At 71.8% G+C, this 15,604-nt stretch carries 4 protein-coding genes; all 4 read left to right on the forward strand.

Features of this window, described 5'->3' with window-relative positions:
* Window positions 1–102 precede the first annotated feature (102 nt).
* From PH203_RS19545 to PH203_RS19560, 4 genes are read left to right on the forward strand one after another with little or no spacing between them, the layout of a single operon-like run.
* Window positions 103–1,164, forward strand: coding sequence for an ABC transporter substrate-binding protein (locus tag PH203_RS19545; RefSeq protein WP_289921436.1), 1,062 nt, complete (start codon window positions 103–105; stop codon window positions 1,162–1,164).
* 2 nt (window positions 1,165–1,166) lie between these two features.
* Window positions 1,167–2,954, forward strand: coding sequence for an ABC transporter ATP-binding protein (locus tag PH203_RS19550; protein WP_289921437.1), 1,788 nt, complete (start codon window positions 1,167–1,169; stop codon window positions 2,952–2,954).
* A 57-nt stretch (window positions 2,955–3,011) separates the two neighbouring features.
* The gene (locus tag PH203_RS19555; RefSeq protein ID WP_289921438.1) at window positions 3,012–13,916 is read left to right on the forward strand and encodes a non-ribosomal peptide synthetase; all 10,905 of its coding nucleotides are present in this window, start codon (window positions 3,012–3,014) and stop codon (window positions 13,914–13,916) included.
* Window positions 13,903–15,603, forward strand: coding sequence for an ABC transporter ATP-binding protein (locus PH203_RS19560; RefSeq protein ID WP_289921439.1), 1,701 nt, complete (start codon window positions 13,903–13,905; stop codon window positions 15,601–15,603). The genes PH203_RS19555 and PH203_RS19560 overlap by 14 nt, the downstream gene beginning before the upstream one ends.
* Window position 15,604: the final 1 nt, after the last annotated feature.

Consider the following 15,604-nt stretch of genomic DNA (forward strand, 5'->3'; position numbering starts at 1 on the left):
GAAACAGGGATAGTTAGGCTAGGCTAACCACATTTTTGTGGATAAGGTTTGCCTGCCCTTAGAACGAGGCGCAGCGGACAGTGCGAAGGCAAGGGATTGCGGATGCTCCTCCAGAGAACGGCCCTCACAAAGCCTTGGCGGCGGTTGGCGGCGACGGTGTCCGCCGCGACCCTCGCCGTCGGCCTCCTAGCGGGATGCGGATCCGACTCGTCGGACGAGCCGAGCGGCGACAGCAGCACCGAAGCCGCTGCCGACGCCGGGGCCTTCCCGGTCACGGTGGAGCACGCGTTCGGGTCCACGAAGGTCGAGAAGGCCCCGGAACGGGTCGTCACCGTCGGCTACACCGACGACCAGACGGTCCTGGCGTTCGGCATCAAACCGGTCGGCATGGTGGACCAGTACCCCAACCCGCCCGGTCAGAGCCCCGACATCAACACGCAGTGGCCCTGGGTGAAGGACAAGTGGGGCGACACCAAGCCCGAGGTCATCATGAAGAACGGTGACTCCGGCCCCAACTACGAGAAGATCGCCGCCCTGCGCCCGGATCTGATCATCGCGGTCTACTCCGAGGTCGACCAGGCCGCCTACGACAAGCTCTCCAAGATCGCCCCGACGGTCGGCCGCACCAAGGCCGAGAAGGAGCCCTTCAGCGCGCCCTGGCAGGACAACGCCCTGCAGATCGCCACGGCACTCGGCAAGGCCGAGGAGGGCGAGAAGATGATCGCCGACGTCCAGAGCCGGCTGGACGCGGCCAAGAAGGCGCACCCCGAGTTCGCCGGCCAGAAGGCGGTCGCGCTGTCCTGGTACGAGAACTCGGTGGCGCCCTTCACCTCCACCGACGTACGCGGCCGGCTGGTGTCGGGCATCGGCTTCCAGTACCAGACCGAGATCGACAAGGTCGCGGACGGCAGCTTCTACACCAAGCTCTCCCCGGAGCGCATCGACCTGGTCGACGTCGACCACATCTTCGTCATCAACGACAAGGCCGACACCGACGCGCTGAAGAAGTTCAAGCTCTTCGCCAACCTGGACGCCGTGAAGAAGGGCAACGTGTCGTACCTGCTGGACAGTGAGGGCCCGGCGGTCGGCGCGGCCATCTCCCAGGGCACCCTGCTGTCGATGCCGTACGCGATCGACGAGCTCGTCAAGTCGGCGGCCGGCTAGGTGTGACTGTCACCGAGACGCAAGCCGCCCCGGCGGCACTGCACACCACCACGGGACGCGAGGCGGCCCGCTGGGTCGCCGCGCACTGCCGTGAGGTGCCGTGGCTGACGGCCGCCACCGTCGTCACCTCGGTGGCCGGGGCGGCCCTCCAGGTCCTCCCGGTGCTCCTGCTCGGCCGGGTGGTCGACGGGGTCGTCGACGGGGAGTCCCGCTCGGTCCTGGTCAGGATCGGGGTGCTGATGGTGGCCGCCGCGCTGCTCGGCGCGGTGGCCACCGCGATGTCGACCTATCTGATCGGGCGGCTCGGCGCCGATCTGCTCGCGAAGCTGCGGGAGGCCGCCGTCCGGGCGGTGCTCGGGATGCCGAGCGCACGCATCGAGCAGGTCGGCCGGGGCGATGTGCTCTCCCGGGTCGGCGACGACGTCGCCGTGCTCTCCCGGGGCATCCGCATGGCCGTCCCGACCGTGTTCTCGGCGGGCGTGCTGATCGTCATCGCGACGGCCGGCATGTTCGGCCTGGACTGGCGGCTCGGCCTCGCCGGCGCCGGCGCGCTGCCCGCGTACGCGCTCGCGCTGCGCTGGTACCTCCCGCGCTCCGCCCCGCTCTACCGCAAGCAGCGGGTGGCCCAGGCCGACCGCGCACAGGCGCTGATCAGCGGCCTGAACGGCATCGACACGGTCCGGGCGTACCGCCTGGAGGAGGCCTTCCGCGAGCAGGTCACCCACGAGTCCCGGCGGGTGCGGGACCTGGGCATCGAGGTGTTCCGCTTCTTCGGCAGGTTCGTGGGCCGGGAGAACCGCGCAGAGTTCATCGGACTGACCCTGATCCTCGGCGTCGGCTACGCCCTGCTGGAGGCGGATGCCGCGAGCATCGGGGAGGTGTCGGCGGCCCCGCTGCTCTTCCACCGGCTGTTCGTCCCGCTCGGCATGGTGATGTTCACCTTCGACGAGGCACAGAAGTCGGGAGCGAGCCTGACCCGGCTGGTCGGGGTGCTGGGGGAGGAGGCGGAGGACCGTCTCGTGGGCGACGCGGCCGTCGCGGCGGCGGACCCCGTGTCGTACCCGGTGACGGTGGAGGGCGTGACCTTCAGCTATCCCGGCACCCGGGAGCCGGTCCTGAAGGACGTCGACCTGGCGATCCCGTCCGGCGGTTCCCTCGCGCTGGTGGGGGCGACCGGCGCCGGCAAGACCACGCTGGCCGCGCTCGTCGCGGGCATCGGGACCCCGCAGTCCGGGACGGTGCGCATCGGGTCCACCGACCTCGCGGATCTGGACGAGGCAGGGGCGCGGGCCCTGGTGAGCATCCTGACGCAGGAGACGCATGTGTTCTCCGGCCCGCTCGCCGACGACCTGCGCCTGGCCGCGCCGCAGGCGACGGACGCCGAACTGACGGACGCGCTGCGGACGGTCGGCGCCGACGGCTGGGTCGAGGCCCTTCCCGAGGGGATCGACACGCCCGTCGGCGAGGGCGGTGAACGCCTGGACGTCACCAAGGTCGCCCAGATCGCCCTGGCGCGGCTGGTGCTGGGCCGGGCGCCCGTGGTGGTGCTCGACGAGTCGACCGCGGAGGCGGGCAGTGAGGGCGCCGCCGAGCTGGAGCGGGCCGTGCTGGCCGCGTGCGCGGGACGGACCACGCTGTTCGTGGCGCACCGGCTGACCCAGGCGATGGCGGCGGACCGGATCGCCGTACTCGATGAGGGGCGCGTCGTGGAGCAAGGCACCCATGAGGAGTTGGTGGCTCTGGAGGGCCGGTACGCACGGCTGTGGCAGGCCTGGAGAGAGGGTAGTTAGGGCGTACTTACTTAGGCTAGCCTAACTTTCTTACCGTGGAAGGGTGCTGAGTCTTCGATGACCGAACCGCGCGCTCGTCTCGTCCTGCTGTCCCCCACTCACTTGACAGATGTGCGCCGGCGGACCGGCGACCACTCCGACCGGACCATCGCCGAAGCCTGCGCCGTCGCGCTGACCCACTGGGCCACGGGCCGCAGCCCCGAGGGCATCGATCTCACCCCCGCCACCCTGTTCGCCGACGTCCTCGGCTGGGTCGACAACGGCGGTACAGGACAGGGCAGTCGGGAAACCGACGGCGGCGCTTGGAACATCGCCGTACCCGACGGCGTCGACCTCGCCGACGCGCAGCTCGCGCTGGACGACCTCGCCGCCTTCCCGGACCGGCCGCTCGGCACCATCGGCCCGTCCAGCGTGGCGGCCCGCCTTGAGGCCCTGGCCGCGTGGAACGACACCGAGGCCGAGCGGGTCCGCCCGACCATCGTGGAGATGTTCCGCGAGCAGGCGCGGCAGCGGCCGGACGCGATCGCCGTGGTCGATGACCGGCGCTCGCTGACCTACCGTCAGGCAGCCGAACTCTCCAGCCAGTTGGCCCACCATCTGATCGGACGCGGGCTCACCGCCGAACAGGTCGTCGGCATCTCCCTCGGCCGGTCCGCCGACATGGTCATCGGGCTGCTCGGCGTCCTCCAAGCCGGGGGCGCGTTCGTCCCGCTCGATCCGCAATGGCCCGCCGCACGCCGAGCCGTCGTCATCGAGGACGCCGGGGTCGTCGTACAGCTCAACACCTCGGGCGAGCACGACCCGAGCGAGCCGGAAGCCGTGGTCGTGGACCTCGACGACTGGGGGTTCGGCTCCTACCCGACGGAAGGAACCGGGATCACCACCCCCGGCGACGCCCTCGCGTACGTCATCTTCACCTCAGGCTCGACCGGGCGGCCCAAGGGCGCGATGATCCGGCACGAGGCGATCAGCGAGCGCCTGCTGTGGCAGGTGGACGAGATCCTGCACTTCGGTCACGACGACGCCTCGCTCTTCAAGGCGCCGCTGTCCTTCGACATCTCCATCAACGAGATCTTCCTGCCGCTGGTCTCCGGCGCCCGCCTGGTCGTCCTCCGGCCCGGCGGCGAACGCGACCCGCACCACCTGCTGAGCGTGATCGCCGAACAGCGCGTCACCTTCACCTACTTGGTGTCGTCGATGCTGGACGTACTGCTGGAGATGGCCGGCGACTCCGGCCGGCTCGACAGTCTGCGGCACGTGTGGTGCGGCGGCGAGGTGCTCACCCCGGAGCTGTACGAGCGCTTCCGCACCAAGCTCGACATCCCCATGTACCACGGCTACGGACCGGCCGAGACGACGATCGGCGTCTCCCACGTCATCTACCGGGGCGCCGCGGAACGCCTGTCCACGTCGATCGGCAAGGCCAACCCCAACACCCAGCTGTACGTCCTGGACGACGAACTGCGCCCGGTCCCGGTCGGCGTCGGCGGCGAACTCTACGTCGGCGGCTTCTTGTTGGGGCGCGGCTATGTGAACGCGCCCGGGCTGACCGCGTCCCGGTTCGTCGCCAACCCCTTCGCCTCCGACGGCTCCCGGCTCTACCGCACCGGCGACCTCGCACGGTTCGCCCCCGACGGGTCGCTGGACTTCCTCGGCCGGGTCGACAACCAGATCAAGATCCGCGGCATGCGGCTGGAGATCGAGGACGTCGAGGTCGGTCTGGCCGAGCACCCACGGGTACGGCACACCTGTGTCGTCGCCAGGAAGAACACGGCCGGCGGCACCTACCTGGTGGGGTACGTCATCCCGGCCGGCGGCCACGAGGACCTGCGGGCGGACGAGGTCAAGGCGTGGGCCGCCGCGCACATGGTCGAGTACATGGTGCCCGCCCACATCGTCGTGCTGCGGGAGTTCCCGCTCACCGCCAACGGCAAGCTCGACCGGAACGCGCTGCCGGAACCCGACCTCGGCACGGGCGCGCTCGTGCCGCCCGCAACCGACGACGAACGGGCGGTGAGCCGGGCGGTCGCCCGGGTCCTACGGCTGGAAGAGGTCGGCGCCGACCAGGACTTCTTCCAGCTCGGCGGCGACAGCATCCTGGCGATCTCCCTGCTGAGCGCACTGCGCGAGGAGGGCCTCCACGTCACGCCCCGGCAGATCTTCAGCCACGGCACCGTACGGGCGCTCGCGGCGGTGGCGAGCCGCGAGGACGTCACCACCGTCGACCACCGAGACGTCCCGACCGGCACCGTCGTGGGCTCGCCCGTCGTGCAGTGGCTCGGCGAGACCACCGACGCGATCGACGGCTTCGTGCAGTCGGTGGTGCTCAACACCCCTGCCGACCTGACCGCCGACGCCCTGTACACCGTCCTCGCCGCCCTGGTCGCCCGGCACGACATGCTGCGCGCCCGGCTGGTGCGCGGCGACCGCTGGAGCTTCGCCATACCCGAGGCGGGCCAGGCCACCGTGGCCTGCCAGGAGAGCGACCTGCCGCTCGACGAGTGCGTCGCGCTCGCAGCCGCCGGACTGGACCCGGACCACGGCGTGATGCTGCGGGCCGTATGGCGGCGCGAGGCACGGCAGTTGGTGCTCGCCGCACATCACGTCGTCGTCGACGGAGTGTCCTGGCGGGTCCTGATGGAGGACCTGGCCACCGCATGGCGGCAGCACGCCTCCGACGAGCCGATCGAACTGCCCACCGGGGGCACGTCGTTCCGGCGCTGGACGCAGCTTCTGGAGCGCGCCGCCTTCGACGCGGACAGCTCCTACTACCGGCGCCCCCTGCCGGGCGAGGACCAACCGGTCGGCAGGAGGCGCCTGTCCGAGGCCGACACCGTCGCCCGCGAGCGGATCCGTACCGTCTCGGTCGGCCCCGAGGTCACCGCCGCACTCCTCGGCGAGATCCCCGCGAAGTTCCACGCCGGCGTCAACGACGTGCTGCTGACCGCGCTCGCCGTCGCCCTCGCCCGCTGGCGCCGCCGACTCGGGCAGAACCAGACGTTCGCGCACATCGAACTGGAGGGCCACGGACGCGAAGGCCACTTCGTGGCGGACACGGCCGGCTTCGAGCCCGAACTCTCCCGCACCGTCGGCTGGTTCACCACCCTGTTCCCCGTGCTCGTCGACCCCGGCACGACGACCGACTTCACGGCCCCCGCCTATCTGACGGCCGCCCTGAAGGCCGTCAAGGAAGACCTCGCCCGGGTGCCGGACAACGGCATCTCCTACGGCGCGCTGCGCTATCTGGCCCAGAGCGAGTTCGACGCCCCCGCACCCCAGGTGCTCTTCAACTACCTCGGCCGCTTCGCCGCGGGTGCCGCCGGTGACTGGCAACTGGCGCGTACCACCGGCCAGTTGGGCGAGAAGCGCGACCCGGCCATGCGGCTCCCGCGCGCCCTGGAGTTCAACGCCATCGCCGAGCCGAACCCGGACGGCGAGTACGAGCTGGTCACCAGCATCTCCTGGCCCGACGGCATGTTCACCGACGAGGACATCACGACGATCGGCGACTGCTTCCGCACGGCACTGGCCGGACTGGCCGCGCTCGACCAGGGCGGCCACTCGCCCAGCGACTTCGACCTGGTGCCGCTCACCCAGGCCGACGTCGACGCCCTCGACGGTCCGGCGCTGCGGGACATCCTCCCGCTGACCCCGCTACAGGAAGGCCTGTACTTCCACTCCGTCTTCGACGACGACTCGGCGGGCGCCTACGTCGAGCAGCAACTGCTCACGCTGGAAGGCGAGGTGGACGCCGACCGGCTCGCCGCCGCGGCCACCCGGCTGCTGACGCTCTACCCGAACCTGGCCGCACGGTTCGTGTCCCTGGCGGACGGCCGCGTGGTCTCCGTGCTCTCGAACGGCGTGCAGGCCCCGTTCACCACACTGGACCGCCCCGGCATCACCGACAACGAGATCCACGCCTACGCCGAACGGGACCGCCGCGCCGGATTCGACCTGGCCACCGGCCCCCTCATGCGGTACACACTCATCCGCACCGGCGCGGGCCGCAGCGTCCTGGTGCAGACCGTGCACCACATCATCGCCGACGGCTGGTCGGTGCCGCCCATGCTCCGCGCGCTGCTGGCCGAGTACCACGCGCCGGGGACGGTGTACCCGCTGGGCGGCTTCCCCGACTACGTACGCCGGCTCGCCGGACGCGACGCGGACGAGAGCGACCGGGTGTGGCGCGCCGAGCTCGCGGAGCTGCCCGGCCCCTCACTGGTCGCCGAGGGACACACCCCCTCGGACCGGTTCGCCGACACCGCCCTGGAACCGGACGCCGACATCGACACGGCCGCCCGCACCGCCGGCGTACCCCTGAGCGTCGCCGTGCACAGCGCCTGGGCGCTGACCCTGGGCGGCATCCTGCACGGCAGTGACGTCGTGTTCGGCTCCACCGTGTCCGGACGCGACATCGACGTGCCCGGCATCGAGGACATGGTCGGCCTGTTCATCAACACGATCCCCGTACGTGCCCGTTGGGCCGGTACGACCACCTCGGCCGAACTGCTCGCGTCCGTGCGGGAACACCAGAGCGCGGTCCTGTCGCACCAGCACGTCTCGCTGGCGAGGATCGGCCGTCAGGCGGGCGCGGGCTCCCTGTTCGACACCCTGGTCGTGTTCGACGTCGCGACCGATCCGGCCACCCTGCGCGGGCCGGACGACGAGGTGGCCGTCACCGGCATCGTCAACGAGGGCGCCCCGCACTACCCGTTGACCCTGGTCGTCGAGCGCGCGACCGACGGACGCCCGCGCTTCAACCTGATCTACGACGGCGAACTCCTGCGGGAGCCCGGCGCCCAGGCGATCCTGCGCGACTTCGAACGGACCCTCACCGGCCTCCTCACCCGGCCCGACGCCCGCGTCGAGGACCTGGCCGCCGAAAGCCCCGCCCGGCCCACGGGGCACCTGACCCCGGCGACGCTGGGCGCCCTGTTCGACGCCGCCGCGCACCGCGACCCGGCCGCCACCGCCGTCACCCAGTGCGCCCTCGACGGGGGCACCCGCTCCCTCACCTACGCCGAACTGGCCGACGCGAAGGACACGTTGGCCGCCGCCCTGTGCGCGGCCGGAGTCGCGCCGGGCCGGCGGGTCGCGGTCGCCGTGCCGCGCTCCCTGGAACAGGTCGTGGCCCTGGTCGCGGTCGTCAGCGCGGGCGGTGCCTACGTACCGCTGGACCTGGCGTACCCGGACGAACGGCTGGAGTACATCCTCGCCGACGCGGCCCCCGAGGTCGTCCTCGTGGACGCCGGGCAGCGCGACCGCTTCACGGAACTCCTGGCCCGGGCAGGCGTGCAGGCCCGTGTGCTCGTCCAGGGCGACGAACTGCCGCAGGCGGCCGTCCGGACCGAGGCCCGCCCGCACGACCCCGCCTACGTGATCTACACCTCCGGCTCGACCGGCCGGCCCAAGGGGGTCGTCGTCCCGCACGCCGCCGTGGTGGCCCTGCTCGCGAACACCCGGTCCGACATGGACTTCGGCCCGGACGACGTGTGGGTCCAGTTCCACTCGTACTCCTTCGACTTCGCGGTCTGGGAGCTGTGGGGCGCGCTGGCACACGGGGGCGAGCTGCTGGTGCCGGAGTACGGGCTGACCCGCTCACCGGTCGACTTCCACCGGCTGGTCCGCGAACGCGGGGTGACCGTCCTCAACCAGACCCCGTCGGCCTTCTACCAGTTCATCGAGGCCGACCGGCACTCCGGCGGACAGCTTCCCGCGCTGCGCCGGATCGTCTTCGGCGGCGAGGCGCTGGACCTCGGGCGGCTGCGCGGCTGGGTGGAACGGCACGGCACGCGCTCGCCCGAGCTGGTCAACATGTACGGCATCACCGAGACGACCGTCCATGTCACCCACCGGGTGCTGACCGACGAGGACTTCGCGCGCGGCGAGGACGTCAGCCCGATCGGCGGCCCGATCCCCGGCCTGGTCACCCATCTGCTCGACGACCGGTTGCGGCCCGTGCCGCCGGGCCGGGTGGGCGCCATCTACGTCGCGGGCGACCAGGTGTCGCTCGGCTACCTGGGCAGGCCGGGGCTGACCGCGGGCCGGTTCGTGGCCGACCCGTTCGCGGGTGACGGCTCCCGCATGTACCACACGGGCGACCTCGCCCGCCGTACGCTCGACGGCGAGCTGGAGTTCGTCGGACGGGCCGACGACCAGGTCCAACTCAAGGGGTTCCGCATCGAGTTGGGCGAGGTGGAGGCAGCCGTCAGGGAACTCGACGGCGTGGTCGACGTCGCCGTGACGGTGGCCGGCAGCGGCGATCACCTGGTGGCGCACGTCGTGGGCGCGGCCCCCGACGACCTCGCCACCCGGCTGTCCGCGAAGCTGCCGGCGTACATGGTGCCGGGCCGGGTGCTGACGGTCGACGCGCTGCCCCTGACGGTCAACGGCAAGCTGGACCGCGAGGCGCTCACCGAGCGGGCGGCGCAGGACGCCGTCCCGGTGGCCGCGAGCGACTCCGTGCTCGCCGCGCTGGTCGACATCTTCGCCGCGACGCTGCCCGGCTCCGAAGTCGACGGCGACACCGACTTCTTCGCGGCCGGGGGCGACAGCATCGTCGCCATCACCGTGGTCAACCGGGCCAGGGTACTCGGTCTGCCCATGGCACCCCGGGACGTGTTCCTGCACAGGACACCGCGCGCCCTCGCGGAGCAACTCGGCACGCGCACACCGCAGTCCGCCGCGACACCCGCACCTGCCCGCCGGGACGACGGTCCGCTGATCCCGACGCCGATCATCCTGCGCCAGCGCGAACTGGGCGGAACCCTCGGCAGGTTCGCCCAGGCCAGGACACTGACGGCACCCGAGGGCACCGGGCTCGCCGACATCGAGCGGGCCGCTCGTGCAGTCGTGGCCGCCCACCCCGCTCTCCGCCTGAGGCTGCGCGTCGAGCACGGCGTTTGGGCGCTGAGCACCGAACCCACCCGCGAGATCACGGTCGTACGACCGGACACGACCGATGCGGCGAGCGCCGCGAACGAGGCCGCCGAACGGCTCGACCCCGAGGCCGGGGACGTCATCGCGTTCTCCTGGCTGGAGCCGACCCGCACCCTGGTGGTCACCGTGCACCACCTCGCCGTCGACTCGGTGTCCTGGCTGATCCTGCTGGACGACCTGGCCACGGCCCTGAGCGGCGAGCCGCTGGCGCCGCCCACCACCTCGTACGCCGAGTACGCCGAGGCACTGACCCTTCGGTCGGTCCACGGGGCCGACGACCTGGCGCACTGGATCACGATGCTCCAGGCACCCACACCGCTGCCCGCGGCCCGAGGACTGCGCGAGACCACGGTCGTGCTCCCGCCCGACGTGACCGACCGCCTGACCCGCACGGCTCCCGCCGCCCTCGGCGTCGGCCTCACCGAGCTGCTGTGCGGCGCGCTGCGCACCGCGCTGACCCGCGTCCAGCCCGAGCCCACCGACCTCGCGATCGACCTGGAGCACCACGGCCGGGTCCCCGCCCTGGAACACCACGACTACACCCGCACGGTCGGCTGGTTCACCGCCGTCGCACCCGTACGGCTCACCGCGCACACCGACCCCGTCGCCGCCGCCCGTGAACTCGCCGAACGCCGGCCGGACGAGCACACCCACGTCGCCTACGGCCGGCTCAGGTACCTCAACCCGCAGACCGCCCCCCTGCTCACCGCCCGCCCCCAGGTCCTGTTCAACTACCTGGGCCGGGGCAGTGAGGCCCAGGCGGTGCACATCACCGGCGGCGATCAGGGCAGCCTGTACGCCGTCGAGGTCAACGCCTGGCTCGACGCGGCCACCGGGAGTCTGCACGCGGCGTTCACCCTCGCCGAGGGCGTACCCGACGACATCACCGGGCACTGGGCCGGCGCCCTGGAAAGGATCGTGCACGCCGCCACGACGGCCGAGCGCACGGCGCCGGTCACCCCGCTCCAGCGCGGCCTGTTCTTCCAGGCGCAGATGGCGGGCCCGGCCGGACACTATGTCGCGCAGAGCTGGTTCACCTTCGACCGGCGCCTGGACACCGACGCGCTGGCCGAGGCGATGGCGTACGTGATCGCCCGCCACCCGGTCGTGGGCGCCGGCTTCGCCACCGACGACGACGGCAACCCGGTCCAGGTCCTCAAGGCCGGACGCCGCGTCGACGTCCGTACGGTCGAGCTGCCCACGGACGCCGAGGCCGACGCCCTGCGCGCCCGGGACCGCGAGACGGGATTCGACCCGGGCGAACCGCCGCTGATCCGGCTAACCGTGGTGCGGCTGCCCGACGACCGTGACGGCCTGCTGCTGAGCTACCACCTGCTGCTGTGGGACGGCTGGTCCCGCGAGATCGTGCTGCGGGACCTCTTCGACGCCTACGAGGCCGTCCTCGCAGGGGAGTTGGCGGCCGCGACACCGGCCACACCGAGCTTCGAGGACCACGCCCGGGCGCTGGACGCCCGGGACGCCGCCGTGTCGGAACGCTTCTGGGCGGAACACCTGGAAGGCATCCCCGGCCCGACCCTGCTCGCCGGACCGGCCCCGGCCCTCTCGGACGGCCTGCCGGGCGCGCTCGTCCGGACGGTCTCCGCCGAACTGTCGGACCTGGTGCGGGAGGCGGCCAGGGCACATGGCGTCACACTGAACTCCGTGCTGACCGGAGCGTTCGGCCTGCTGCTCGGGGCGCACACGGGCCGTGGTGACGCGGTCTTCGGGGTGACCGTCTCCGGCCGGGACGGCGAAGGGCTGTCCGACATCGTCGGCGTCCTGCTCAACACCGTGCCCATGTGGACGCGGGCACGGCCGGACGACACGGTCGGTGAGTATCTGGAGGGCGTGCAGGCGGCGAGGGTCGCGGCGATGGAGCACGAGCACCTGGGGCTCGGCGAGATCCAGCGGGCCAGCGGGCACGACACCCTGTTCGACAACCTGTTCGTGCTGCAGAACTTCCTCGACATGGACGCCTTCGCCGAGATGAACGCCCGGCACGGCATCACCTCGGTCCAGGCCGACGACTCCACCCACTATCCGTTCACCTGGGTCGTCACCCCCGGCGAACGGCTCACGGTCAAGCTGGAGTACCGCGACGAGGACACCGACAACGCCAGCCGACTCCTCGACGACTACCTGCGGGTGCTGGAGGACGTGGCTCGGTCGAGCGGGTCGGTCGGTGCGCTGCCGGGGCTGGGCGCGGAGCCCGTGCCCGGGGAGCGTACGGACGTCGGCACGGACACCGTCGTCGACCGGTTCGACCAGGCGGCGGACCGCGCCCCGCAGCGCGTGGCGCTCGTCGCCCACGGCTCGACCATGACCTTCGCTCAACTCCGGGACCGCAGCCGGGCGGTGGCGGGCGTGCTCACCGCACGGGGCATCGGCCCCGAGACGACCGTCGGACTCGCCGTCCCGCGCTCCCTCGACTCGATCGTGGCGCTGTTCGCGGTGCTGCGCGCGGGTGCCGCCTACGTGCCGCTGGAGCTGGACCACCCGGACGAACGGATCGCGGCGATCGTCGAGGACGCCCGACCGGACGTGATCCTCACCGTGAGTGCAGTGTCGCCCCGGCTGGCCGGGTTGGCCGGACTGGCCGCGGAGCTCGTCGAGCTGGACCGCCCGCTGCCGGAGGCCGAGCCCTTCGTGACCTTCGCGCCGGACGATCCGCGCCGCCTGCGGCACCCCGCGTACACGATCTACACCTCCGGCTCGACCGGCAAGCCCAAGGGCGTGGTGACCGAGTACGCGGGGCTCACCAACATGCTGATCAACCATCAGCGCCGGATCTTCGAACCGGTGCTGGCCGAGCACGGGCACCGCGTCTTCCGGATCGCGCACACCGTGTCGTTCGCGTTCGACATGTCGTGGGAAGAGCTGCTGTGGCTCGCGGACGGACACGAAGTGCACATCTGCGACGAGGAGTTGCGCCGTGACGCGCCCCGACTGGTGGAGTACTGCCTGGAGCACGGCATCGACGTCATCAACGTGACCCCGACCTACGCCCAACAGCTCGTCGCCGAGGGCCTGTTGGACGACCCGGAACGACGGCCGCCGCTGGTGCTGCTGGGCGGCGAGGCCGTCACCCCGACGCTGTGGCAGCGGCTCGACGAGACCGAGGGGACCGTCGGCTACAACCTGTACGGGCCCACCGAATACACCATCAACACCCTGGGCGTCGGCACCTTCGAGTGCGCGGACCCGGTGGTGGGCGTCGCGATCGACAACACCGACGTGTACGTTCTCGACCCCTGGCTGCGGCCCCTGCCGGACGGCGTCCCCGGCGAGCTGTACGTGGCCGGCATCGGTATCGCGCGCGGCTACCTCGGGCAACCGGCGCAGACCGCGCACCGGTTCGTGCCCTGTCCGTTCGGCGCGCCCGGAGAGCGCATGTACCGCACGGGCGACCTGGTGGTCCGACGGCCCGACGGCAATCTGATGTACCTGGGCCGCACCGACCAGCAGGTCAAGATCCGCGGCCACCGCGTCGAACTGGGCGAGGTCGAGGCCGTGTTCGCGGCGCACCCCGCGGTCCGCTTCGTCGCCGCCGTCGCCCAGGCCGACCCGCAGGTCGACGGCGCCCACCGGCTCGCCGCCTATCTGGTCCTGCAGGGCGCGGAGTTGGCGACGGTGGCCGCCGAAGTGGGCGCCGGACTCCCCGACTTCCTGCGCCCGACGCACTACGCCCAGGTCGACAGCATCCCGCTGACCGTGAACGGGAAGGCCGACACCAAGGCGCTGCCGGAGGCCAAACCGCTCGGCGCGCTGACCACGGCGGGGGAGCGGGGACCCGAGACCGAGACCGAGGCCGTGGTGTGCGAGTACTTCGCCGAGGCCCTGGACCTGGACGACGACGAGGTGAGCGCGGTGGGAGACTTCGTGTCCCTGGGCGGACACTCCATGCTCGCGGTGCGCCTGGTCGGGCTGCTGCGCCGGGAGTTCGGCCCCGTGCTCACCATCCGCGACCTCTACGCCCTGCGAACCCCGGAAGCGATTGCCCGCCACCTCGATGACAACTCCTGACACCCAAGCGCCCCGCTCCGGGGCCGACATCCTCCGGATCGCCCTGCGCCGCAACGTGGGCGCGATGGTCTGGGGCACCGTCCTGATGGGCCTGTACCAGGCCGGCGAGACGGCGTTCCCGATCGCGCTCGGCCTGATCGTCGAGCAGATGATGGACAACCGCAGCCCCGGCTCGTTCGGCCTGTCGATCGGGGCGCTGGCCGTGATCGTCACGACGGTGTCGCTGTCGTGGCGGTTCGGCATGCGCATCCTGCAGAAGGCCAACACCAGCGAGGCACACCGCTGGCGGGTACGGGTCGCGGCCTGCGGACTCCAGCCGGTGGCCAGGGACGTCGACCTGAAGTCCGGCGAGGTGCTGACCATCGCCACCGAGGACGCCGACCAGACCGCCGACATCATCGAGGTGGTCCCGCTGCTGCTCAGTTCACTGGTCGCGGTGCTGGTCGCGGCGGTCGCGCTCGGCCTGGCCGACCTCCGCCTCGGGCTGCTGGTGATCGTGGGAACCGTCGCGATCCTGTCGATCCTCAGCGTGCTGTCCAAACGGATCGGCGACAGCACCCAGGAACAGCAGGCCCGGGTGGCACGCGCGGGCGCCAAGGTCGCCGACCTGATCACCGGCCTGCGCCCGCTGCACGGCTTCGGCGGCAACCACGCGGCGTTCGGGTCGTACCGCAAGGTCAGCACGGAGGCCAAGCACCAGGCGGTCACCGTCGCCAAGGTCAACGGCGCCTACGCCGGCGCCGCGCTGGCCCTGAACGCGCTCCTGGCCGCCGCGGTGACCCTGATGGCGGGCTGGCTGGCGTTCGAGGGCCGCATCAGCGTCGGCGAGCTGGTCATGGCGGTGGGGCTCGCACAGTTCATCATCGAACCGCTCAAACTCTTCTCGGAGATGCCGAAGTACGTCATGATCGCCCGCGCGTCGGCCGAGCGGATGGCGCTGGTGCTGACCGCGCCGCCGGTGGCGACTCCGGGTTCCGAACGCCCGGCGGCGGGCGGTGAACTGGAGATCGACTGCGTCCGGTACGGGACTCTGCGCAAGGTGAAGTTCCAGGTGGCCGCCGGGGAGTTCGTGGCGATCGCCGCGTATCAGCCGCGCGCGGCGGCCGACTTGGCGTCGGTCCTGGCCGTGCGGGTCCCGCCCGGTGCGTACGAGGGAGCGGTGCGGCTCGACGGGCAGGACCTCGCGGACCTGTCGGTCGAGGCGGTCCGCGAGCACCTCCTGGTGAACCCCTACGACGCGGAGATCTTCGCCGGGACCCTCCGCAGCAACATCGACCCCTCGGGCAGCAGCCGGACGGTGCCCGAGGCCGTCGAGGCGTCCATGCTCACCGACGTCGTCGCCCTGCACCGCGAGGGCCTCGACTACGGTGTCCGCGACCGGGGCGCGAACCTCTCCGGCGGACAGCGCCAACGGCTGTCACTGGCCCGCGCGTTGGCGGCCGACACCGACATCCTGGTCCTGCACGACCCGACGACGGCCGTCGACGCGGTCACCGAACAGCTCATCGCCCGCAACATCGCGCGGCTGCGCCGGGGCCGGACCACCGTCGTGCTCACCAGCAGCCCTGCCCTGCTGGACGCCGCCGACCGGGTCCTGGTCCTGGACGACGGCGTGATCACGGCCGAGGACACGCATCGCAACCTGCTCGCCACCGACGAGGACTACTGCCGCGCGGTGGCGAGATGAC

Source organism: Streptomyces sp. S.PB5 (genome assembly GCF_030403745.1).
Classification (GTDB): Bacteria; Actinomycetota; Actinomycetes; order Streptomycetales; family Streptomycetaceae; genus Streptomyces.